Annotated in this window: 21 protein-coding genes and 1 pseudogene; 13 read left to right on the forward strand and 9 right to left on the reverse strand. The window is 36.4% G+C overall.

The annotated features are described in order from the left end of the window. Window positions 1-223 precede the first annotated feature (223 nt). The 3 genes from AEA09_RS05225 to vrrA form a co-directional block, all read right to left on the reverse strand. Complete coding sequence (locus AEA09_RS05225; protein ID WP_053582829.1) at window positions 224-1,273, reverse strand: TRAP transporter substrate-binding protein; 1,050 nt, start codon at window positions 1,271-1,273, stop codon at window positions 224-226. A gap of 404 nt (window positions 1,274-1,677) precedes the next feature. Next, entirely contained in the window at window positions 1,678-2,646 is a 969-nt protein-coding gene (locus AEA09_RS05230) for a 4-hydroxy-3-methylbut-2-enyl diphosphate reductase (protein WP_053582830.1), read from the reverse strand. Window positions 2,647-2,936: 290 nt separating this feature from the next. Then, on the reverse strand, window positions 2,937-3,521 hold the full coding sequence (vrrA, locus tag AEA09_RS05235; protein ID WP_053582831.1) for a VrrA/YqfQ family protein: 585 nt from the start codon (window positions 3,519-3,521) through the stop codon (window positions 2,937-2,939). 579 nt (window positions 3,522-4,100) lie between these two features. Here vrrA and AEA09_RS05240 point away from each other — a divergent pair. From AEA09_RS05240 to AEA09_RS05250, 3 genes and pseudogenes are all read left to right on the forward strand, one after another. Continuing rightward, a pseudogene (locus AEA09_RS05240) lies at window positions 4,101-4,406 on the forward strand (antibiotic biosynthesis monooxygenase family protein); the annotation flags it as partial. 246 nt (window positions 4,407-4,652) lie between these two features. Continuing rightward, window positions 4,653-5,954 carry a DEAD/DEAH box helicase gene (locus tag AEA09_RS05245; protein ID WP_053582832.1) on the forward strand — a complete coding sequence of 434 codons (1,302 nt, stop codon included), beginning with the start codon at window positions 4,653-4,655 and terminating at the stop codon, window positions 5,952-5,954. Window positions 5,955-5,966: 12 nt separating this feature from the next. Then, complete coding sequence (locus AEA09_RS05250; RefSeq protein WP_053582833.1) at window positions 5,967-6,860, forward strand: deoxyribonuclease IV; 894 nt, start codon at window positions 5,967-5,969, stop codon at window positions 6,858-6,860. A gap of 446 nt (window positions 6,861-7,306) precedes the next feature. Here the strand turns inward: AEA09_RS05250 and AEA09_RS05255 are convergent, their stop codons facing one another. After that, complete coding sequence (locus tag AEA09_RS05255) at window positions 7,307-7,543, reverse strand: endonuclease IV (RefSeq protein WP_053582834.1); 237 nt, start codon at window positions 7,541-7,543, stop codon at window positions 7,307-7,309. A gap of 106 nt (window positions 7,544-7,649) precedes the next feature. Between AEA09_RS05255 and AEA09_RS05260 the strand changes: the two genes are divergently transcribed. Genes AEA09_RS05260 through AEA09_RS05270 form a run of 3 tightly spaced genes read left to right on the forward strand, consistent with a single transcriptional unit; the run spans window position 7,650 to window position 9,699 of the window. Next, entirely contained in the window at window positions 7,650-8,396 is a 747-nt protein-coding gene (locus AEA09_RS05260) for a metal ABC transporter ATP-binding protein (RefSeq protein WP_053582835.1), read from the forward strand. 14 nt (window positions 8,397-8,410) lie between these two features. Then, the gene (locus AEA09_RS05265; RefSeq protein WP_053582836.1) at window positions 8,411-9,274 is read left to right on the forward strand and encodes a metal ABC transporter permease; all 864 of its coding nucleotides are present in this window, start codon (window positions 8,411-8,413) and stop codon (window positions 9,272-9,274) included. Further along, the gene (locus AEA09_RS05270; RefSeq protein WP_053582837.1) at window positions 9,271-9,699 is read left to right on the forward strand and encodes a Fur family transcriptional regulator; all 429 of its coding nucleotides are present in this window, start codon (window positions 9,271-9,273) and stop codon (window positions 9,697-9,699) included. Before AEA09_RS05265 ends, AEA09_RS05270 begins: the two co-directional genes overlap by 4 nt. Before the next feature lie 147 nt (window positions 9,700-9,846). Here the strand turns inward: AEA09_RS05270 and AEA09_RS05275 are convergent, their stop codons facing one another. Continuing rightward, window positions 9,847-10,377 (reverse strand): DUF3841 domain-containing protein, encoded by a 531-nt coding sequence (locus AEA09_RS05275; protein WP_082332570.1) that lies wholly within the window; start codon window positions 10,375-10,377, stop codon window positions 9,847-9,849. Between the two features lie 451 nt (window positions 10,378-10,828). Here AEA09_RS05275 and AEA09_RS05280 point away from each other — a divergent pair, with 451 nt between their 5' ends. Continuing rightward, entirely contained in the window at window positions 10,829-11,749 is a 921-nt protein-coding gene (locus AEA09_RS05280) for a VanZ family protein (protein WP_053582838.1), read from the forward strand. 71 nt (window positions 11,750-11,820) lie between these two features. Here AEA09_RS05280 and serC read toward each other — a convergent pair whose 3' ends face one another. After that, a complete protein-coding gene (serC, locus tag AEA09_RS05285; RefSeq protein WP_053582839.1) occupies window positions 11,821-12,909 on the reverse strand; it encodes a 3-phosphoserine/phosphohydroxythreonine transaminase in 1,089 nt (362 codons plus the stop codon). Window positions 12,910-13,101: 192 nt separating this feature from the next. Here serC and AEA09_RS05290 point away from each other — a divergent pair, with 192 nt between their 5' ends. Both AEA09_RS05290 and AEA09_RS05295 read left to right on the forward strand, forming a co-directional pair. Next, window positions 13,102-13,818, forward strand: a complete 717-nt coding sequence (locus AEA09_RS05290) for a YwaF family protein (RefSeq protein WP_053582840.1) — start codon at window positions 13,102-13,104, stop codon at window positions 13,816-13,818. Between the two features lie 179 nt (window positions 13,819-13,997). Continuing rightward, window positions 13,998-14,450: a GNAT family N-acetyltransferase gene (locus AEA09_RS05295; RefSeq protein WP_053584619.1), complete on the forward strand. Its 453-nt coding sequence runs from the start codon at window positions 13,998-14,000 to the stop codon at window positions 14,448-14,450. 14 nt (window positions 14,451-14,464) lie between these two features. On the opposite strand, the gene AEA09_RS05300 is transcribed toward AEA09_RS05295, so the two are convergent. Continuing rightward, window positions 14,465-15,202, reverse strand: a complete 738-nt coding sequence (locus AEA09_RS05300; protein ID WP_053582841.1) for a YwaF family protein — start codon at window positions 15,200-15,202, stop codon at window positions 14,465-14,467. Between the two features lie 199 nt (window positions 15,203-15,401). On the opposite strand from AEA09_RS05300, the gene AEA09_RS05305 reads away from it, so the two are divergent. Beyond that, the gene (locus tag AEA09_RS05305) at window positions 15,402-15,938 is read left to right on the forward strand and encodes an isochorismatase family protein (RefSeq protein WP_053582842.1); all 537 of its coding nucleotides are present in this window, start codon (window positions 15,402-15,404) and stop codon (window positions 15,936-15,938) included. Between the two features lie 44 nt (window positions 15,939-15,982). On the opposite strand, the gene AEA09_RS05310 is transcribed toward AEA09_RS05305, so the two are convergent. Both AEA09_RS05310 and AEA09_RS05315 read right to left on the reverse strand, forming a co-directional pair. Next, window positions 15,983-16,492: a PCYCGC motif-containing (lipo)protein gene (locus AEA09_RS05310; protein ID WP_053582843.1), complete on the reverse strand. Its 510-nt coding sequence runs from the start codon at window positions 16,490-16,492 to the stop codon at window positions 15,983-15,985. 77 nt (window positions 16,493-16,569) lie between these two features. Beyond that, window positions 16,570-18,873: a YhgE/Pip domain-containing protein gene (locus AEA09_RS05315; RefSeq protein WP_053582844.1), complete on the reverse strand. Its 2,304-nt coding sequence runs from the start codon at window positions 18,871-18,873 to the stop codon at window positions 16,570-16,572. 196 nt (window positions 18,874-19,069) lie between these two features. Here AEA09_RS05315 and AEA09_RS05320 point away from each other — a divergent pair, with 196 nt between their 5' ends. From AEA09_RS05320 to AEA09_RS05330, 3 genes are all read left to right on the forward strand, one after another. After that, window positions 19,070-19,546, forward strand: coding sequence for a thioredoxin family protein (locus AEA09_RS05320; RefSeq protein ID WP_053582845.1), 477 nt, complete (start codon window positions 19,070-19,072; stop codon window positions 19,544-19,546). 132 nt (window positions 19,547-19,678) lie between these two features. Further along, the gene (locus AEA09_RS05325; protein ID WP_053582846.1) at window positions 19,679-20,380 is read left to right on the forward strand and encodes an O-linked GlcNAc transferase; all 702 of its coding nucleotides are present in this window, start codon (window positions 19,679-19,681) and stop codon (window positions 20,378-20,380) included. A 364-nt stretch (window positions 20,381-20,744) separates the two neighbouring features. Further along, complete coding sequence (locus AEA09_RS05330) at window positions 20,745-22,922, forward strand: bifunctional diguanylate cyclase/phosphodiesterase (RefSeq protein ID WP_082332571.1); 2,178 nt, start codon at window positions 20,745-20,747, stop codon at window positions 22,920-22,922. Window positions 22,923-22,936: the final 14 nt, after the last annotated feature.

The raw sequence follows: 22,936 nt of genomic DNA on the forward strand, positions 1-22,936 counted from the left end.
TTTTATTATTACGTCACCGGCCAAAACGCGTTTTTCCTGCTATAAGTCAAATTCGTCTACCGTTTTTGAGACTATATATAGTAGTAACTCTAAAACTGATGTAAATATAGGTATATCAATGGTTTGGGACATTTTTATAAACTGTTTCTTCTTAGTAGTTTTTTATAGAAAAAGAAAACTCCTCACACGAGGTGAGGAGTTCATCATTAATGACCAAAATTAGTTATGGTGAAACGATTTGTTGAATTTGCTCTAACACTTTATCATCATCGATATTAGCGTAGTAGTAATCATAAACAGGTGCCAGTTTTTCTTTAAAGTGAGCTAATTCTTCTGCGCTCATATCATAAATTTCAAAATCATCCATTTGCTGAAGCTTACGTAAATCTTTTTCATTCACTAAAATGGCTTGTTCAAATTGCCAGTCTGTCGTGTCCTCCATAGCTTCAGTAATTTGTTTTTGGATTTTTGTAGGGAGCGTTTGCCAAAAATTTTCGTTCATCAAAACTGCATACCCTAAAATCCCATGATTGGTTAATGTCATATGTTGCTGTACTTTATAAAAGCCTTTTGAGTAAATATTTGAAGCTGTATTTTCTTGTGCCTCAATAGCATGGGCCTCTAAGTCGCTGAAAACTTCACTAAAGGATATAGGTACTGGCGTTGCACCAACAGTTTCGAATTGTTTTTCAAGTGTTTTACTAGGCATAGTACGCACACGTAAACCTTGTAAATCTTCAAATGTGTGAATCGGATCATCAGACGATGTTAAATGCTTAAATCCATTATGCCAAAAGCTAAGTCCCTTTACCTGATAAGGCTTTAGTTCCTCTAGTAATAGATCACCTATAGGGCCGGTAAGTACATCGTGGACTTTCTGATCCGTGTTAAATAGGTAAGGTAAATCGAGAACTTGCCATTTAGGAATATATGAAGTCATCTTTGAAAAAGTGGGGATAATCATTTCGACTTCGCCATTTTGCAATGCTTTAAATTCATTTTCGTCATTATAAAGCGAAGCATTGGAATAAACTTGGACCTTTACTACACCATTCGTTTTTTCTTCAACAAGCTCAGCGAATTTACTTGCCGCTAGTCCTTTAGGTGTGTTTTCTGCCACGACGTGACTTAGACGAATTGTAATTTGCGTATTTAACCCTTTTTGTTCATCGTCGTATGGAAGTGGCTTGGCAAATAATAGGCCTTGTTGAATATTGATAGCAATCGTTAATAGTAGGACCGATAATATTGATAAAATAATAATTTTTTTCATATTTACACCAAATTGTTAGTAATTTCTTTTGTTTTTGCTATTCTAACATAAGAAGTCCGCTGAAATATAGTCAGAGGTGAGACTATGATTTTGAAATTTTATAAGTTATCGATGAAAGGAAAAATCATGTCTCATACTTTTCTATACAACTGGGAAATTAATACCCGGTACTTTAGCGATGGGATACATTTTCGCTTTATTAATTTGTAAGGGAATTAGACAGTGACTCAATTAGGGCGAGGTGTAGTTGCTTCATGGCACGCTTGAAAAAGTGGAGAGCGGTGTTGGTCGTCCGGTGAATTATTATAATGGTAAATAGAGAAAAACCCAAATTGTCGTCAATGGACAATTTGGGTTTTTTAACGTGGATAAGCTGTCACACTCTCAAGAGCTTTTTTGGCACCTTAATATGGCATGATTTTTTCGACTGGTTTTGGCGTTTTGATCTTCGGTAAGATTTTGTCGAGTGTTACCGTACGATTGATGACATGTGTAGATTCATCGTTTTCGTCGAACTGTTCTAAGAAAGCAATAACTTCTTTGACAATTGGTGTTGGAGTTGAAGCACCAGCTGTAACAGCGACTGTTTCAATTCCTTTTAACCATTCGATCTTAAGTTCTGATACGTCTGCGATACGGTAGGACGGTGTACCAGCAACTTCAACAGAAACTTGTGTTAGACGATTGGAGTTATTAGATTTTGGATCACCGACAACAATTAGTAACTCGGCTTCACCCGCTTGTTTTGCAACAGCTTCTTGACGAACTTGCGTTGCTAAACAAATTTCTTTATGCACTTCAATATGTGGGAATTTCTCTTTTAAACTATCCATTAAATGTACAACGTCCCATTGACTCATTGTTGTTTGGTTCGTTACAAGCAATTTATCATTCTTTAAATCTAATGCATCAATATCTGCTGAAGATTGTACTAAATGAACGTGGTCTGGTGCAACACCGATCGCACCTTCTGGCTCAGGATGTCCTTTTTTTCCGATATAAATAATATCGTAACCTTCTGCTGATTTTTCGAGAATTAAATCATGTGTCACTGTTACGTCTGGGCATGTCGCATCAATCGATACTAAGCCTTTACGTTTTGCAATTTCACGAATTTCAGGTGAAACACCGTGCGCTGTGAAAATGACAGTACCCGTCTCAACTTGTTCAATAATTTCTAAGCGGTTTTCACCATCTAATGTAATGATACCATCTTCTTCAAAGGCATCTGTGACATGTTTATTGTGTACGATCATCCCTAGAATGTAGATAGGTCTTGGTAAAGATTTATCAAGCGCAGCATTGCGTGCAATAATCATCGCATCAACAACGCCGTAACAATAGCCACGTGGATTAATTTTTAGTACTTGCATGTTGTGACTCCTTTCAAGCTTACGTACCACTATTATAACGGACAGGCACGATGAATACAAAGAAACGTTCATTCAATTACGACTCGGAGAAATTGTACCTGTTACTAAGATTCGGCGTAGCTAAACAATCTTTCCATATTTTTGTCGCACTTAGCTCTACGTGATACAGTTCCATTAGCCATTATAAAATCTGTGATATCAGCTTGAGTTACTTAATGCAAATACCTATTAAGTAGGATCCTAGAACTGCAATCATCCCGCCACTTATGGAAGTGGCGGGATCAATCGGACTATATTGGGGGTTGGAAAATGCGTGGTTTAGAAGGAATGGGTTCAAGTGGTATCGATGGTGCAATTTGAGTTGATGAACGTCGACTACTTCTTGACTGTGAAGCACCAACGTCAGCTACCGCGGCAGCTCCAGCGCCTGCAACTGCTCCAGCTGCGGGTAACCCTGAAAATCCTTTATATAATTTAAAAAGTGACGGGATGTTTTTCATCATCGGCATCGCTTGTTGGATATAAGGGGTATACGTTTTTGCTGAGTTAAACAAGCTATCGGCTGATTGGAAAAATGATGCGATTTTTGATGGTGGTTGCATTGCTGCACCAGCAGCTGCCGCAGCACCAGGTATTTGTCCGCCCATAGCACCTAAACCACCAGGTATTTGCCCTCCCATGCCCGCAAAACCGCCGGGCATTTGTAAACCACTCGGGATTCGTGGTTGAAAAGGAAACCCACCAGGAGGTAAATAAGATTGTGGTGACATCGGCATTTGCATGGGCATTTGCATGGGCATCTGCATGGGCATTTGCATCGGCATACGCATTGCGCCGGGATACATAGAAAACGGATAATTTGGTCGAAATACCATGTTGTTCTCCTTTCGTCGCAAGTTTGTCATTGACGACAGTCTTGATTATAAATATGATATGCAAATGCACATGTTATCGTTCTGAAAACACCTGTGAACAAATTAATTGAAATAAACATTTTTAATAGATATAGCCTAATTTTTTTTAGTTCTAGGGTAAAAAAGGCGGATTCAACTTACTTAATCCTGATTTTAGAAAAAAGTTTTAGGTAAATTCTTTGTTTTTACTTTCAAGTTATTAAAATATGTGTTGAAGTTACGTAGTTCATCCTTGAATATAGCTACAGTTATTTTATGTTTTCTTAACTTGCAAAGTTCCTTCGACTTTTCATCAGTTACATTGATTAGAAATCTTTCCATGCTATTGTTCTTCATTTGAACGAAACAGTAAAACCAAATAATACACTATGCGAAGTAGTCATCTACAGTTAGAGTGAAAAGTGGTCATAAAATGGTAATCTAAGTAATGAGGTTGATTGCAAATATGATTTTAAACCTCTTATTGTTACTATTATGTAAGTTAGATAGATTTTCTACATAAAAGGAGTGTTGTGAGAGAGGAGTAAGTTAGCTAAAGCATTTCCTGTACCTTATTATGCAGTTGTTTTTGCTTCGGAGCGTACAGACGATGACAAAGGATACAGCGCAATGGCATCAAAAATGGATGAATTAGCTAGTCTACAAAAGGGTTTTTTAGGAGTTGAAAGTGCGAGAGATTCAGATCTGGGGATTACGGTTTCTTATTGGGAGACAATTGAAGATATCGGTGCTTGGAAAGCGAATGCTGCACATCAAATCGCACAACAACGTGGAAAAGAAGAGTGTTATAGTCGATTTTCGTTACGTGTTTGTAAAGTGGAACGAGACTATGTTTCTGAAATATAAGAGGGCAGTATTTCGATAACCTTTCATTTAATATAAGTTCAACAAGACCATTCGTAAAGGATGTCCTTGAAATTATTTGATGATAATTTGTCCAAATACTCTTTTTCATTGCATTAAATCGCTATTTAAAGTAAGTTGGTTAAGGATTGAAAGTATATTATAATAATTATTAGTGTTTATCGTACGTAAACACACTTAAATATACGATTCATGGTACAATAGGTTAGATGTTAGGAGGTACGAATTATGTCAAAATATACTGATTATAATTTTCAGCCATTTTTGCAAAATGCAATTGCAAAATTAGGCTTCACAGAACCAACGCCAATTCAAAAGGAAATTATTCCGCTTATTCTTAAAGGGAAAAGTGCAATTGGCCAAGCACATACGGGTACAGGGAAAACACATAGTTTCTTAATTCCGATTGTGCAACGTGTAGATGTGTCAAAACAGGAGGTACAAGCTGTTATTTCATCACCAACACGTGAATTAGCGCAACAAATTTTCGATGCGTTAAATCAGTTAATAGAAGGAACAGATATTCAAGCGAAATTATTTATTGGGGGTACGGACAAACAACGCTCAATTGATAAGTTAAAAACGCAGCCACAAATCGTTGTTGGTACTCCAGGACGTATTCGTGATCTTGTGAAAGAGCAAGCGTTATTTGTGCATACTGCACCAATTTTAGTTGTGGATGAAGCAGATTTAGCTTTCGACATGGGCTTTATTGAAGACATCGACGGTTTTGCTTCACATATGCCGGACAAACTGGAAATGTATGTGTTCTCAGCTACAATTCCAGAAAAACTACAACCATTCTTGAAAAAATATATGGATGCGCCTGTTCACGTGCATATGAACGACAAACGCCCTGTGGCAGAAGGTATTGACTTTGTATTAGTACCAATTCGTTCTAAATCACGTAACAAACGTTTACTAGATGTAATTGAAGGCATCAATCCATTTTTAGCAGTTATTTTCACGAATACACGTAAAACAGCTGAACACGTAGCGGGCTATTTACTTGAAAATGGTATTCGTTGTGGACAAATTCACGGTGACCTAGCGCCACGTGAACGTAGCCGTATGATGAAGCAAATTCGTGATCTAGATTATCAATATATCGTAGCAACTGACCTTGCTGCTCGCGGAATCGATATTCAAGGGATTTCCCATGTTATTAACTACGAAATTCCGGAAGATTTAGAGTTCTTCATCCACCGTGTTGGCCGTACAGCTCGTGCTGGTAATAAGGGAACTGCAATTACATTATTCGAGCCGTCTGATGAAGATGCAATAGCACGTGTCGAAAAAATGGGTGTTCCTTTTGTGCAAAAAGACGTAAAAGACGGTGAATGGACAGAGTTAAAAGAGCGTCATGCCCGTAAAAATCGTGTTAAGCATGAAAATGAAATTGATGTAAAAGCTAAAGCATTGGTACGTAAGCCGAAGAAAGTAAAACCAGGCTACAAACGTAACATGAAGTGGGAAATGGATAAAATTAAAAAACGTGAACGTCGCATAAAAGCGCGCGGTAAAAAATAAGGAGGCGTTTAGATGTTACTTGGCTCACATGTTTCTATGAGTGGCAAGGAAATGTTGCTTGGTTCCAGTAAGGAAGCTCTTTCTTACGGTGCTAATACCTTTATGATTTATACCGGCGCACCGCAAAACACGCGCCGTAAGCCGATATCAGAACTTAATATTATGAACGGCTTACTGCATATGAAAGAAAATGGTATGTCTAATATTGTCGTGCATGCACCCTATATTATTAATATAGCAAATACAGAAAAACCTGAAACATTCCGTCTAGGTGTGGATTTCTTGCAGTCTGAAATCGAACGTACTGCAGCACTTGAAGCTACGCAAATTGTGTTACATCCAGGTGCACATGTAGGAGCAGGGGCAGATGCAGGGATTGCAAAAATAATTGAAGGCTTAAATGAAGTATTATCACAGGATTTCCCCGTACAAATCGCTTTAGAGACGATGGCAGGAAAGGGAACAGAATGTGGTCGCTCATTTGAAGAGCTTGCTAAAATTATAGATGGTGTAACAAATAACGAGCGTTTATCTGTATGCTTTGATACATGTCATACACATGATGCTGGTTATAATATCGTAGAAGATTTTGACGGCGTGTTAAACGAATTCGATAAAATAGTCGGTATTGACCGCATTAAAGTATTACACATCAATGATTCTAAAAATGTTCGTGGTGCAGGCAAAGACCGTCATGAAAATATCGGCTTTGGCCATATTGGTTTTGACGCGCTACATTATATCGTGCATCATCCACAATTAATGGATGTACCTAAAATTTTAGAAACACCATTTGTTGCACTAAATAGCGATGCCAAATCAAAAACGTCACCATATAAATATGAAATTGATATGCTACGTAGCGGAGAGTTCAAACCAGAATTGATCGATGCCTTACGCGGATAAGTCAATAAAACAGCCCGAAGTCAGTTTGAACTGATCTTCGGGCTGTTTTTTATTTTCTATCGTAAAGAGTAAGATAATACTACGGTTATGAGGTAATTTAGCGATCAGCAGGAAAATTCAGCACCCGTAGCAAGGAAATCAGCGATCAACAGGAGAATTCAGCACTCATAGCAAGGAAATCAGCGTTCAACAGGATAATTCAGCACTCATAGCAAGGAAATCAGCGATCACCGGGATAATTCAGCGCTCATAACAAGAATATCAGCATTCAACGAGTTGATCCAACAACCAAAACAATATATCAACACACGAAAAAATCTAATTATCTCTAATATTAACAAATGCAAGGACCTATACACATTAATAGATATTAAACCAAAACAACCATCAGTCGGAGTTTTCACCCTGAATGATGGTTAGCTAGTGTTTTGAAAAGCTCCTATAAATTATTTTGTAAAGAGTGCTATCAATTGACGAGAACGTTTCCTTCCTAAAACAGCTTCGACCTCTACAAGAATGTCCTTAGGAATACCGACAAAGAGCCAAGAAAATGAAAATTTTTCTAAATAAGGTCGAAGTTTTTTCACTTCAGAAGTGCTAATATCAAACCCTTCGGCACGTGCAAATGCAACAATTTCCTTATCCGTACTTTGTGCTAGTTGCTGTAAAAATTGAATACTCAAAGCGAAGCCTCCTTTTAGTCGTATATTCTTTACAAATGCTGTACTTTCATCTATACTAAATTTTTGTAAATCGTAATGATTTTGAATTAGAAAGAAGCGAAAATGCATGAAAAAACCGTTAATCGAAATTGAGAACGTGTCATTTCAATATGACTATACACAAGTCTTAAAAAACATTTCTTTCCGAGTGGAAGAAGGAGATTTTCTAGCGCTACTTGGTCCGAATGGTTCTGGAAAATCTACTCTATTAAAAATAATTTTAGGTTTACTCAAACCAATGTCTGGAGAGATTAAATTATTTGGTGAGTCTAGCTCGACTTTTAAACATCGTGAATGGATTGGTTATGTGTCTCAAAAATCCAATGCCTTTAATTCTGGTTTTCCAGCTACTGTACAAGAAGTTGTGAAAAGTGGTTTAACTAAAAAATTAGGGCTATTTAAGCGTCCAACAAGAGATGCAAATGATAAAGTGAGAGCAGCATTAAAAGCAGTTGGCATGGATGCCTTTATGCAGCGAAATATCGGCGAGCTTTCTGGTGGGCAGCAACAACGTGTATTTATTGCTCGGGCGTTAATAAGTGAGCCAAAGCTACTTATTTTAGATGAACCAACCGTTGGGATTGATCATGAGAATGTACAGTCATTTTATGATATGCTGGTGAAATTAAATCGGGAACAAGGAATTACAATGATTCTTGTCACGCATGATGTGGATACAGTGTCGAACCGTATTAGTCACGTGGCGTGTTTGAACCAAACGATTCACTTCCACGGCTACAAAAATGAATTTGATAATATTTCACAGGATGCGCGAGAAGCTTGGTATGGCCATTCTGTGAGAAAGATTCACTAGAAGGAGAAGGCACAATGATTGAAGCGATTTTTAACTATGAATTTTTACAAAATGCCTTTTTCTCCGGACTATTAATTGGCATCATCGCACCACTTTTAGGAGTATTTATCGTTGTCCGCAGGCTCTCACTGATTGCAGATGCCTTGTCACATGTTACATTAGCTGGGATTGCGGGGAGCTTGTATTTAAGCCAGTCAGTGGCAGCATTTGCATTACTCAATCCTATTTATTTAGGAATCCTTGCATCTGTGAGTGGTTCGATTTTAATTGAACGCTTACGCCGTCTCTATAAACATTACGAAGAGCTGGCTATTCCGATTATTATGTCGGGTGGGATTGGTATTAGTGCGATTTTCATTTCACTTGCAAGCGGCTTTAGTACGGATTTAATGAGCTATTTATTTGGTTCGGTATCGGCAGTGTCACGTCAAGATTTATATGTCGTTTTGGCAATTGCTGTCGTTGTGGTGGCCTTTCTGTTCTTCTTCTTTAAAGAATTATTTGTGCTATCGTTTGATGAGGAATATGCAAAGGCGAGCGGTTTACCAGCACGCTGGGTTCACTTATTATTCATGATTGTGACAGCACTTGTGATTGCCGCGAGTATGCGTATTGTCGGGATCTTACTTGTCTCGTCGCTGATGACATTACCAGTAGCCGCAGCAATGCGCTTGGCAAAAGGATTTAAACAAACAATTATTTATTCGATTATCTTTGGGGAAACAGCAGTTTTAATAGGCTTAGTTAGTGCATTTTATTTAGATTTAGCACCAGGCGGCACGATTGTGGTTACTTCGATTCTCATTTTATTACTAGTGATTTTAGGTAAGAAAATGTCATTAAAAATGTCAGCGAAACAAGGAGAGGAAGCACTGTGAATATTTCAAGAGCGTGGGAAATTTTAAAAGAGAACGGCTATAAAAAAACAGATAAGCGTGAGTTAATATTAGATATGTTTGCTGAGACGGAAAAATATTTAACCGCTCGTGATTTATTACTTGTGCTGAAAAAAGACTTTCCTGGTATGAGCTTTGATACGATTTATCGCAATCTCTCAACATTTGTGAAGCTCGGCATTTTAGAAGAAACAGAATTATCTGGTGAGCGTAATTTCCGTATGCATTGTGAATCAGAGCATCATCATCATCATTTTATCTGTATGGATTGCGGTAATGTTAAAGAGCTCCATATTTGTCCGATGGAAATGCTTGGCGAAAAGTTGCCTGATTATGAAATAGAAAACCATAAATTCGAAATTTATGGGAAATGTCCGAAATGCAAACTTGAAATGCTTGCAGAATAAAAAAAACGACTCATTTTCTCTAGTAGAATGAGTCGTTTTTTTGTCTAGGCTGTTTTCTAAAAGATTGTTGCTATTCAATAAACGGGGGAAACAGCCTTATCCTATTTAAATCCCGACCTAATTTACTTTTTCGTATAGCTATAGGCATTATCCTTTGCCGATAAACCTTGAAACTTTCTTAACTTGCTCCATTGTAATTCGAGGTGTAACACCTTGAAACCATTTTTCTTTGTAATTGCCCGCCCATTCAGTCGGTCTACTTGCTAACCATTTATGGTCAAATAATCGTTCCCAAGTTTTTGCAACTTCTTCTTTTGGAAATCCTCTTTCTTCAAAAAAATCCCATTCTTTTTCGTCATAAGTTATTGGACTATCATTTAGAACGCTATGCCATTCATCAAATGATGACCATAAAATTTGATTTTCTGGAACATCTAATTTTAAAATAACCCATCTTTCACCTTTTGTTGCAAGTGCACGCTCATTTCTGTTTGGTCTTCTTTGCCATAACCATATAGGGTAGTTTTCTGTGCCACAATTGGCTATGCGCTTTTTCATTTGACCTACCATCCATTCGTAGGCTCCGGGAAACATAGCAAATTTCTTATCTCCTTCTAAGTATCCTTGCGCTCGCATTTTTTTATAAAGATATTCAGGTTGAACAGTGTATACAATCAAAAATATTCCTCCATAGTTTCACAATATGAATCTTTAACTTCTGAACTATTTTACACTACATTATCATTGTTTTGAAAAAGCCTTTGTCTAAGAGGGGGAACTCTAAATCGATTATTCGACAAATAAAGTTTTGTTGGTGGGGAAAAGTTCATTTAACGCGTATTGAGTATAAATTGTTGGTCGAATTGTCTAAGAATATCGGTAAAGACCAGACGCATAATTTTTTATTGAAAGAGGTATGGCAAGGCTTTCTTCAATGAGACATACCTATTTTACGTGTATATATGTCAATACTACGGAATAAAGTTGAAGATAATCCATCGGATGCTCAGGTATGAAAATGAAAATAAATGTGAGGAATAAGAGGTGTTTTTATCCTATAATTTTACACTACCTATACCGAATGTTATAGTAATTTTATGCTATTTATAATGTGTAAGGTAGGTATAAAATGAAAACGAAGCAACAAAAGATAATCTTTACTATATTAATCGCCTATTCAGCATTGATATTGTACTTTATGTTTTTGGGTTTCGGTAGAATAGGTGCAATCGGCAATCATGAGTATCAATATTATATTATTCCTACTGAGATTCCTTTAAAATTTCCGACTATGTCTGATTTGGCATATTTCCAATTGTGGTTGTTTAACTTTGGTAACTTAGCCGGATTTATTCCTTTTGGTATATTGATCCCTATGCTATATCGATGTAAATTTTTTAGATTTATTTCATTGTTCTTCTTGTCAATTCTAGTACTTGAAACTTTGCAAATGCTTACTTTTCTAGGAAGTTTTGATTTGATGGATGCAATAGTAAATACACTAGGTGCAACTATAGGTTTTTGTGCGTATAAAATTGGGGTTCGTTCTAAAAATAGTCGGAGAAAACTTATTGTCACTGGTGTGTCCGTTGTCATCCTTTCAATCGGAGTCATAGGCTTCTCAGAGTTGATAAACAAAGCGTTTACAAAAATAGAAGGACCGGCTACAGCTTTAAATGAATTTGGACTAAATGCTAATGAAATAATGAATGACAACCTTCCTAGTTTCGAAATTGATGATGAAAAAATCGAACCAAAAATAAACTTCTTTAGTACTGAAGGTGATACAGCAAAAAATTTCACCTACCAATTAGGTGGGAAAGACATTATACTTTCTTTAAATTATGGGATTCCTGATAATGTGAGTGACTTCAATAGGGAGATCATTATATCTGTTAATGGTGAAGAGGTGGATGTCTATTCTATTAACAGTGAAAACAGAGTAGGCTCTTCTGAAGTGGCATTAGATGATGTAAATGAACTCGGAATCACAATTGAAGGAAATGTGAGGCTATGGGATGTTACATTTAAAGAAATGAAGTATTGGTAGAATTGATCATCTCATTTAAATACGAAAAAGACGAATGATTACAAACTGTAATCATTCGTCGTTTTTTATACTTATTGATTTTTGTTTTGGAATTCAACCATGAAGTCACGTAATGCTTCACATGCTTCTAATGGCACTGCATTGTAAGTTGATGCACGGCAGCCGCCAACTGAACGGTGACCGTTTAATCCAACGAATCCAGCTGCTTTTGCTTCAGCTAGCAATTGTTTTTCAAGCTCTTCGTCAGCAACGCGGAAAGTAATGTTCATTAATGAACGGCTTTCTGGTGTTGCGTGGCCAGTGTAGAAGCCGTTGCTGTTGTCGATTGCATCGTAAATGACTTTTGCTTTTGCTTCATTGTGCTTTGCAATTGCCTCTACGCCGCCTTTTTCTTCAACCCATTTCAATACTTCACCTAACATATAAATACCGAATGTTGGAGGTGTGTTGTATAAAGAGTTGCTGTCTGCATGCGTTGTGTATTTAAGCATTGTAGGAACGTTAGCATTCTCTTTTTCTAGTAAATCTTTGCGAATAATGACTACTGTCACACCAGAAGGACCTAGATTTTTTTGTGCACCGGCGTATATGATGCCGAATTTGCTTATATCAACAGGCTTAGACAAAATGTCACTAGACATATCTGCTATTAATGGAACATTGCCTGTTTCAGGGAATTCTTTCCATTGTGTACCGTAAATTGTGTTGTTTGATGTTAAGTGTACGTATGCATCATCAGCACCGAATTGGATATCTTCAAGCGCAGGAATATTGCGGTATTTGTTTTCTTTTGTACTTGCTACTTGTACAGGTGTGCCGAAAAATTTCGCTTCTTTAAAGGCTTTTTCTGACCATGCACCAGTCATGATATAGCTTGCTTGTTTGTCAGCTTGTAAGAAGTTCATAGGGATCATTGTGAATTGAAGGCTTGCCCCACCTTGTAGGAATAACACTTCATAATTTTCCGGAATTGCGTAAAGTTTTTTCAAGCGAGCGATGGCTTCGTTATGTACCTCGTCGAAAATAGCACTGCGGTGACTCATCTCCATAATAGACATACCAGAATCACGGAAGTTTATTAGTTGTTGTTGGGCGTTTTCTAATACCTCTACTGGAAGAGCAGATGGGCCTGCGTTAAAATTGTATGCACGTTGTGTCAAAATTGTACACTCCTTGTTTGTTTAATGAAAACTCTTTATATGGAATTATAACTTAAATCCCTTGCGAAAAGACAGGATTCTAAATATTTTGTTTGTCATATTCGTGCCAGGCACGCACACAATTCCCATACAATCTATAAAATAGAGTATTGAAAATCAATTCCCTTTTTAGATTGCAGCGAGGTGTTTGGTATGCTAAAAGATGCGATTCAATCATTAGAAAATGGCTTCCAATTGTTTGATTGGTATCATGTGAGTTGGTTGGTGTTAACGGCACTTGTTATTTTTATAATGTTTAAAATTTATCGTCAGGCGGATTTGAAAAAGCGGAGGAAAATTCGTATTATATGGGCACTTGTTATTTTGATGCTTGAGGGCATCAAAAATCTAGTGTTAGTAGGGCAAGATGCGTTTTGGTATGGATCATTGCCATTTCATCTTTGCGGATTGGGCATTTTTATCGTACTTGTTCATGCATTTCGGAAAGGTCATTCTGTAGATATGTTGCTCTATTGTTTGACGTTGCCAGGTGCATTCATGTCGTTATTAACACCAGATTGGACGGATGTATCAGCATTTAATTATTTACATTTCCATAGTTTTTTATTTCATCTTCTTTTGTTTGCGTATCCTGTGACGATGTTAGCAGCACAAGAGTTACAGCTATCCATTCGTAAAATATGGCAACCAATCTTATTTTTATGTATCATCGTACCGCTTATTTACGTCTTGAATGTGGTGTGGGGGACGAATTTTATGTTTTTAAACGAACCACCAGCAGGGACACCTTTAGTGCTACTCGAGGACATTGTTGGAGAAAAGTATTATATAATCGGATTCATTGGTCTTGTCATCGTTTATTGGATCCTACTGTTATTGCCAATTGTTTTTTTGAAAAAGCGTCAATAGTAGTTTAAAAGATAGAGGCGAACTTCAATTATATTGAAGTCAGCCTTTTTTGCTTTGGTGCATACAATTTGCAATGAACGAGTATGGTAGATTAGTATAAAATTTAAATGTTGATGCAATCAGAATACAAGCTAAAAGAAGAATGGAAGGGGATGATTGAGATGATCCAATTGCAAAACATGAACAACCTTGATTTTGAGGATTATATGGCAAGTGCCATTACCGACTACGCAGTAGATAAGGTTGCAGCAGGTGCCTGGGCTAAAGCGGAGTCAGAGCAATTATCGAAAGAAGCGTTTGAAAGATTATTGCCAAAAGGTGTGAATACAGAAAACGAATATCTTTTTTCCATCCTAAATTCCGAAGCTAGTCAAAAAGTTGGTTACTTATGGTTCCAATTAAGTGAAACATTGTTGGGGAAAACAGCTTTTATTTTGGATTTCGTCATTTTTGAACAATATCGCGGTAGGGGATATGGGCATCAAACGTTGAAGGTTCTCGAAGAAGTCGCTAAAAATCTCGACATTCATAAAATTGCTCTACACGTATTTGCACACAATACAACAGCCATTGCCCTATATGAAAAGGTTGGTTATAAAAACACGGATATCACGATGGCAAAATATTTATAAAAAACGTATAAAGATCAACTTACATGAGTCTTCCTATACAATACTTTTTTCATGACACTAACAGGCGCATACATCACGAACCAAACAACAATAATCAACCCAGCAAAGCCTATTAAATAGCCAGGATTTCCGAACCATTGCTCTAGTAAAACAAGAGGAGAGCCGGGTGAGGGGGTGTTCAGAAACATGAAATTCAAATCGTAATACTTGTTAAAGAAATATATTGGGAACGCCGTAATAGACAAAGCAATTGCCACCTTATGTAATTGACGCCAATCTGGAACAAGTTCGCCTGTAGCAAGGAGCAAAATTGGATAAGCAATTAAAAGGCCATGTATGATAAAGCTATGATTATGCATATAGGAAAAGATTGCTGTTGTCGTCCACTCAGGAAAAATAAGGGCAGCAAGTGCACCTGGAAACACCAGGGCATAGAGCATTTCTTTATTCGTTTTAGTTGGAAGAAATGCGTGCCAAAAAACAATGAATATCGCCAAGCTACATAAATGTAATGGTAAATAATAAAATGAAAAAGTACCTTGTGAAACATGATATAAATCTTTTACAATCTCCATCGCCAAGATGATACAGGCGAGAGATTTCCGTATTTTTAGACGTGTAGACAGTGAAGCTTGTCGGTAATACCTCGTCAATATAGATACGACAAGGCAAATACTTAGTAACCAACCAAAATGGATGCGGTCATATAATTGAAATCCTCCAGTAAAAAGTAAAAGTACAGATACAGGCATATATAAGTAACTCCTTCCTATTGGTTCTTAAAGTAATATTCAAGAATGGAAGTGCAGATTCCTTTTATCTACTGTTGGAGAAATAATGTACCTGGAGTACTATAGTTGCAATATTAACGGCTCCCTATTTTACGAAAATGATAAATAGAGTGAAATTCGTTATAATAATGTAGAAATCTAAAATAGGGAGTGTTGTGTAATGTTTACTGTAGATGAAGCCTGTCTTGTTGTAATCGATGTACAAGGCAAACTAGCAACAATCGTAGATAATAGTGAGGAAGTTATTCAAAATGTTTCAAAGCTCGTACAAGCAATGCAAGCTTTAGACGTACCTATCCTTTGGCTTGAACAAAACCCAAGTCGTTTAGGCGGGACAGCTCTGGATATTGCACAGCATATGCAAGGTCAAGCGATTGCTAAAATGGATTTTAGCGCATGTCGGGAACAGGTCTTTATCGATGCAGTCAAAGCGAGTGGTCGTACGAAATTCATATTAACGGGTATTGAAACGCATATTTGTGTCTATCAAACAGCAAGACAGCTAAAGGAGCAGGGCTTTGAGGTAGAGGTCGTGGTGGATGCGGTGTCTTCGCGTACGAAATTGAATAAGGAAATAGGACTTTCAAAAATGCAGGCACTTGGTATTTTGCCTACGAGTACAGAAATGATTTTATACGAACTACTGCAAAGAGCAGATCATGAACATTTTAAAACAGTGTTAAAACTTGTGAAATAAAAGTATGACAAAAAAACATCAAAGTCGCATTAGCGACTTTGATGTTATACTGGCATTTTTGTTGGTGTTGGTTCTGCGTATCCTTCTTTGTAAGCCTCATCAATAGCTTCGCGGATTTCTTTTAGGCTCTTGCCGTCTTTATGCATTTTCGCTGATTGTAAAGCAATTTCAAGACAAGCAAGACAACGTGTACCATGGTCATCCCAAACGATCGTACCATCTTCACGTTTTTCTTGAATGAAACAATTTAAGTTGCTTTTATGACCAACGGATTCGCCACAACCACAATAGCAAGGAATCCATTCTAAAATTTCAGTAGTTTGTCCAGCGATTTGATAGACTAAGCGAATATTTTCGTTTTGGCTATCTAAAAAAGATGGTAAAACATCTGCACCTGTTGTCTCTTCTTGAATATCACCAGAAGCATGTTCGTGCCCTTCATGTGAAGCTACTTGTTGTGCAGGTTCTTCTGGTTCCTCAGCTGTATTTTTTTCTGCCCCACAAGCACTTAAAATTAATAAGGATACCATAAAAATAGATGCTAATTTTTTCAAGTATAATACCTCCTACAAGTATACAATGCCCACATTATAACATGATTGATTGGCTGCTGGTAGAAGGTTAAAGACATTTAGTGGAATATATTTGATTCTCGGGATTTCCTCATTAAGTTCTCCATCTTTTCACTTAGCAGTTTTTTGAAGAAATAACCAAAAAGAATAAAGAAGAGCCACACGAATAACATAACACCCATATCAATAAAAACTTTCCCCCAAATTATACCTCCAACGGCTTCTCGCATCATTTCAATCGCATACGTAAAGGGTAAAAATGGATTAATAATTTGAAAGAATTTAGGCAAAAGTTCAACAGGATATGTCCCACCTGAACCAGCAATTTGCAAGACGAGCATTACGATAGCCAAAGCCTTGCCAATATTCCCGAAAACGGTTACAAGGGTGTAAACAATTGTAACAAATACAAAGCTAATAAAGAGCGAGAATAGTACAAAGTAAAGTGGAGCACTAATGGAACCATCTAACAATAAAATGTCACCTGTTGAAATAATGATTGTTTGTAAAAAGGAAAGCGTTGCGAATGTAAGTAAGCGTCCAAAATAGACTTCTCGTATGCTGTATGTTTTTCCATGGTGTATATCTACCGCAAGAAGTGAAATCAGCAATAAACAGCCAACCCAAATCGCTAGTACCGTGTAAAAAGGTGTCATACTCGTGCCGTAATTAGCGATTGGAAACATTCTGTGTTCTTCTAATTTAATGGGCTCCTCGAAGAAATCTCGTTCTGCATTGACATCATTTTTTAGTAACTGAACGATTTCGGTAATATCTGCTTCATTGTTTAAAGTACGGAGCTCCTCTGCTAGTTCAACAATTTTCTTATTTAGCGTTGGAATATTTGGTTGAACTTGATCGAGTATATTCGAGGCAGTCGACAAAGTCCCTTGTGTGTTTTTTAACAGTTGTGTTGCTTGTGGAATCGCATTTTGGACTTTATTTAACATTGTAGAGGCACTTGTTAGGGTGTTTTTTGCCCCAGCTAAAGTTGAGTTGATTTGTGTTTCAAATTGATTGACATAGTCGTTGAAAAATTGATCTAAATGGTCCGTAATATTTTGTGCAACTTGTTGTAAATGAGCAATATCATTTTTGATGGATTCGCTACTACCATTTGTTGTGTCTAGCTGTTGTACATTGTTAGACACTTCCGTTAATAATGATTTTAATTGATTGAGCTGCGTGAGCGATTTGGAAGGGTAGTCCTCTAAATTTGAATTCGTTTGTAATAGTTTTTGCACAGATTGTAGTTGTTGAATTAACTTATTAGTCTCTAGTTGTGTCGATTCTTCAGAAGTATTTTGTTGTAATTGTGTAATTGTATTTTGTATAGAATTTTCTAGTTGTTCACGTGCTGCTGATTCAGTACTAGTTACTTTTTGTAGGGTCTCCATGGATTGAATACTATTATTTACAAGTTGCTGAGCTTCCAATAGTTGTTTTTGAATTTGACTTACGTTAGTGCCGTTAGAAGGCATATTTTGAAGTTGTTCAAGTAACTGGTTAAAATTAGTTTTTATACTTTGGATCGTCGCTGAATTTTCTATGACAATGGGCGATAAATTCTGCAACATTGTATCTACTTTATTAATAAGTGTTAAGCCACTATCTATAGAGGAAAGTCCGGTATCTGTGACTTTTTGTACTTCAGGAATTTGCGCTAGGGCACCATTTACTAATTTTAGTGCTGCTTTTGCATCGTTTGTTGATTGAGTAAGTATTGATTCGATTTCGGGTAAATGTTGTTCAATGGAAAAAATATAATTCTCGAATTTATTGATATCAGGAATTTGTTTCTCCACTTCGATACCAACTGTATTAAAAATATCGAAAATCGTTCCATTTACTGTTGATACAAATTCACTTGAAATTTGATCTCTAATTACACTGGCACCTTTGCTGGTGATTTTTGGTGCAATCGGGTTAATTTTTTCATTTACGTAATAGTCAATCTGGGCTTTAGTAGGTGTATCGGTCATAATGGAAGTTAAATTTTGCGAAAAATCATTTGGTACGATAATGGCTGCGAAATAGTCACCATCTTTTAGTTGATCTAGTGCTTCTGCTCTCGAAATAAAATGCCAAGAAAAATTTTCGTTTGCAGCTAAATTCGTGATTATTTCATTACCTACATTTAAATCCTTTCCGTTGACGATTGCTCCCGTATCTTCATTGACAATGGCAATTTTCATATTGGCTGTGTTTGCATATGGATCCATTGAAGCATAAATGTTAAACCATGCATAAAGAGAAGGCAAAAAGATCAGACCACTAATAATGACCGCTGTTACCCAATTTGTTAGAATGTTCTTGATATCTGTTTTGTAAATTTGAAAAATATGTTGGATAGAGGATTTCATGCAATAAATCACTTCACATTCATTTTGATTTTATATTAAGTAGGATTCCAAAAATGAATTGAATTATGATGAAATAATGTAAAAGATAATTGTAAAAGACAAATTAGTTTACTATGAATTAAAAACACTTTATAATCAATCGCGAATGCACTAAAAATAGGGTGTTTTAGTGTCAAAAAGGGAGGAATACAATCTAGTGAAAAAGCTACTTATTATTGGCTCTATTATTGTTTTGTTATTTGCAGCAGTGATTGTCCTAACGAATATGTCTAACAACAAAAAGCTATCAGGCGCAAATAATCCATATGGCGATAAAGAGCTACAACAAGAAACAATTGATCAATTGGATGATGAAAATTACCAAAACATTATGTTACCTGATGAACTTGAAAAGAAAATTGCAGCAGGTGAAGATGTGAATGCCTATTTCTTCGGTCCGGATTGTATACACTGTCAAGCGTTTACACCTGTATTAATGCCTATCGCTGATGAACTTGGCATTGACATTGCGCAATTAAACGTTCTTGAATATCCTGAATTATGGGATAAATATAATATTGAAGCAACACCAACATTCATTCGTTTTGAAGATGGGAAAGAGGTAGCTCGTTTCCTAGGTGCTTTAGAAGAAGCAGATTTACGCGCATTTTTTGATGCGGAAGTTTTAAAATAAGATAGTACAGGATCTCTTACATGTTAGTTGTAAGGGATTTTTCTAATTTATCAGAGCATTTTCTTGTGATGAGTTTTGGTAGTGTATACTATACGTACGGAAAACAAGTTGTGAATAATGGGGGAAATATGTATGACAATGGATGATTATTTTTACAATGGTGAGCTGATGAAGTGCTATGAAGCTGCTAAGCAAGTAACGGATGGACATGAAAAGGAATTAGCCGATAAATACATAGCATTATTAGTGGAATATGATTTTGCTTCATATCCTAAACCGACACTAGCAGTAGTGGAGCAAGAGGAAGAGCGTGCCGATGAAAGCTATCCTGCTTCTGACTTGGTAACAGAGATACGCGCTATAAAAGACGAAACGGTGTTTACGCAGCGTGTAAAGGAACTAGAAGAAGTGGCAACAACGGGCACAGAAGATGAAAAGGCACAGTCTTTCTTCACACAAGCTGAGCTATTCTTATTTGCACACCATTACAATGAAAGTGTACATTGCTTCACACAAGCTGTTAAAGCGAACCCAAATAAGGCATTATACTGGGGTATGACAGGACAAACGATGCACCGCTTTGGATGGATGCCATTTGATGCGCTAGGTTATTTAGAGCAAGCGATTCAATTAGATCCTACGAATGCGCGTTGGAAATGGAACAAAGCGCTGGTACTCATTCAATTAGCGAAAGATTTACAAATGGCGCCGTTTATCGCCAATGCTGCATTAACTTTAGAAGAGGCAGTTGCTCATTGTGGCGAACATCAATTATCGTTAAAAGATGCTATTCAAAATACGCTTGATAATATGGATAGTTATGTATTTTCGTAAAATGAAAAGAGTTGTCTCAAAAGTCACTGAGACAACTCTTTTCTACGTAAAATTTATAAAAAATCTACTAAAATCCCTCGTTTTTAAGAGTATATTATTATTCGAAAGATAGGTTGTTTGATAGTGCCTTTATTTTTGTGAAAACCTAAACAATCTGCTTTAAGCGTTCATTTTACTGACAACCTTTATTTCCGGAATAGTTTAATAATTATTATTACAATAATTGTATTTCGTGGTAATATTATTATAATGTTAGTGTGAAATAAAACCTTATAAAGCTATTTATTTTAAGCATTAGTTACTGTACTAAATATTTCAAATTGCATCTCTAATTTTAAAATAAATAGAATGGAGGTACGTAAATATGCGAAAATTTGGGGCAGACTTATCTTTTTACAAAGAGGGACTTCGTTTTTTAATATTAACGCTCATTTTACTCACGATTATTGGTTTTTGGAGTGACGAATTTTACGGGGTCTTTGGAGAAAATAATTATGTGACGATTCACTTAATGATTGAAATTCTCATTATTGTAGTGACAATTACAATTGCCATTCAATCTTGGTTGATTTCCCCGTATGCACAATCTAATAAGCGCCTGTATTTGGGTGCGCTATTTTTAACGATTGGTTTACTTGAAATAGTACATGCGCTCTCTTATAAAGGTATGCCGTTTTTTATTATGGAAAGTACGACTTATGCTCCAACTTGGTTTTATATACTAGCACGATTACTTTTACCTATTGGCTTACTTGCTATTTTCAGTATGAAGGAAAAAAAGATACATGCATACTATCGTTGGATTATATTTAGTATTCCACTTTTTTTTATAAGTGCTTGTGTTGTATTTATCTATTTACCAACACCTTTTTTACCACCTCTTGTAGAAGAGGGTAATGGCCCAACAGCACTTAAGAACAATTTGCAATATATGGCGATTTTTTTTCAACTAGTTTTAATTCTATTTTTGATAAACAATTATAAATTGGCGCCAAGCAGAATATCGTTATTCCTTGGGGGCTCAGTCTATTTAATTATTAGTGATATCTTATTTACAACCTATATTGATGTATACGATATTAAAAATTTCATAGGACATATTTTTCAGTTATCTGCGTTTTATCTATTTTTTAGGGCAATTTATTATGCATCCATAGAAAAACCATTTCAGCAGTTGTTAAGGACGCAGGAACATTTAAAGAAATCACAAGAAGAGATGCATTTTATGGCCTACCACGATGATGTTACGAATTTACCGAATGAGCGATATTTATTGGAGGAGTTAAAGGAGAATTTATACATAGATCAATCGGAAAAGGCTGTTTTGGCGATAGAAGTAGATCGTTTTTCTACCATTAAAGCGTCGCTTGGTAATACCTATGCAGATCAAATGTTAAATATTGTTGCACAGAGATTACAAAAATTCTTGCCAGAAAAATATATCCTTAGTATTTTAAGGGAAGATTATTTTATCGTTTTTATAGATGATCAAAAAAACACTCAGTCTTTGATGCATCTAGGTAAACAATTACAAGAAATTATGACAGAGCCTATCCATTTACAGCATTTTTCACTTAACGTCAATTTAAATATTGGTATTTCCCTTTACCCAACAGATGCCAATACAGAAGAAGAGTTGTTGATGCATGCAAAATATGCAATGCTTGAAGCGGGTAAAATACCTGCGCGTATCCTGTATTATGAGTTAATAATGTCTAGTGGTATGACGGACAAGCTTATTTTAGAGAACGATTTACATAAAGCACTAGACAATGATGAACTATTTTTAGAATATCAACCGCAAATCGATTTGCAGACAGGGAGAATTACAGGAGTAGAGGCATTGATACGATGGCAACATCCTGAAAAAGGGTGGATTTCGCCTGGGACATTTATTCCAATTGCAGAAGAATCAGGGCTAATTATTCCGATTGGACAATGGGTACTGGAAACGGCTTGTTATCAAGTGAAACTGTGGGAGAAAGAAGGCTTGCCGCCACTGAAAGTAGCAGTCAACTTATCGTTAGGACAGTTATTCCAGCAGGATTTAGTAGAGATGGTACAAGAAGTACTTGTGAAAACAGAGTTGGAACCGCAATGTTTGCAGTTAGAAATCACAGAGAGTATGACCATCAACATTGACCAAATGACTACAGCATTACGCAATTTAAAAGAGCTGGGGATTACAATAGCAATTGATGACTTTGGAACAGGCTACTCATCACTATCATATTTAAAGGATTTTTCAATTGATTGTTTAAAGATAGACAGATCATTTGTACAAAAAATCCAATCGAATTCTACGGATGAGGCACTTGTGGCGATGATCATCTCAATGGCGAAGCATCTACAGTTAAACGTCGTTGCAGAGGGAATTGAAGAAGTCGAGCAACTTGCTTATTTAATGGCGAGTAATTGTGAAACAGTACAAGGTTATTTATTTAGTAAACCGATACAACCAAAGTTATTACAAGAGAATTTTCATGAAATTCAAAATAATGCTCAAAGTATTTTAGGACAACTTACATTAATTGAAATATAAAAGAGTGCAGGCAA

Source organism: Lysinibacillus contaminans (assembly GCF_001278945.1).
GTDB classification, from domain to species: Bacteria; Bacillota; Bacilli; order Bacillales_A; family Planococcaceae; genus Lysinibacillus; species Lysinibacillus contaminans.

What these genes read in the sequence shown, in the direction of transcription:
- vrrA (WP_053582831.1), bottom strand. Translation starts at nt 3,521, where the DNA reads ATGGTATTTCGACCAAATTATCCGTTTTCTATGTATCCCGGCGCAATG.
- AEA09_RS05330 (WP_082332571.1), top strand. Translation starts at nt 20,745, where the DNA reads ATGCGAAAATTTGGGGCAGACTTATCTTTTTACAAAGAGGGACTTCGT.
- AEA09_RS05260 (WP_053582835.1), top strand. Translation starts at nt 7,650, where the DNA reads ATGAAAAAACCGTTAATCGAAATTGAGAACGTGTCATTTCAATATGAC.
- AEA09_RS05305 (WP_053582842.1), top strand. Translation starts at nt 15,402, where the DNA reads ATGTTTACTGTAGATGAAGCCTGTCTTGTTGTAATCGATGTACAAGGC.
- AEA09_RS05250 (WP_053582833.1), top strand. Translation starts at nt 5,967, where the DNA reads ATGTTACTTGGCTCACATGTTTCTATGAGTGGCAAGGAAATGTTGCTT.
- AEA09_RS05290 (WP_053582840.1), top strand. Translation starts at nt 13,102, where the DNA reads ATGCTAAAAGATGCGATTCAATCATTAGAAAATGGCTTCCAATTGTTT.
- AEA09_RS05225 (WP_053582829.1), bottom strand. Translation starts at nt 1,273, where the DNA reads ATGAAAAAAATTATTATTTTATCAATATTATCGGTCCTACTATTAACG.
- AEA09_RS05245 (WP_053582832.1), top strand. Translation starts at nt 4,653, where the DNA reads ATGTCAAAATATACTGATTATAATTTTCAGCCATTTTTGCAAAATGCA.
- AEA09_RS05295 (WP_053584619.1), top strand. Translation starts at nt 13,998, where the DNA reads ATGAACAACCTTGATTTTGAGGATTATATGGCAAGTGCCATTACCGAC.
- AEA09_RS05230 (WP_053582830.1), bottom strand. Translation starts at nt 2,646, where the DNA reads ATGCAAGTACTAAAAATTAATCCACGTGGCTATTGTTACGGCGTTGTT.
- AEA09_RS05265 (WP_053582836.1), top strand. Translation starts at nt 8,411, where the DNA reads ATGATTGAAGCGATTTTTAACTATGAATTTTTACAAAATGCCTTTTTC.
- AEA09_RS05315 (WP_053582844.1), bottom strand. Translation starts at nt 18,873, where the DNA reads ATGAAATCCTCTATCCAACATATTTTTCAAATTTACAAAACAGATATC.
- AEA09_RS05280 (WP_053582838.1), top strand. Translation starts at nt 10,829, where the DNA reads ATGAAAACGAAGCAACAAAAGATAATCTTTACTATATTAATCGCCTAT.
- AEA09_RS05325 (WP_053582846.1), top strand. Translation starts at nt 19,679, where the DNA reads ATGACAATGGATGATTATTTTTACAATGGTGAGCTGATGAAGTGCTAT.
- AEA09_RS05300 (WP_053582841.1), bottom strand. Translation starts at nt 15,202, where the DNA reads ATGCCTGTATCTGTACTTTTACTTTTTACTGGAGGATTTCAATTATAT.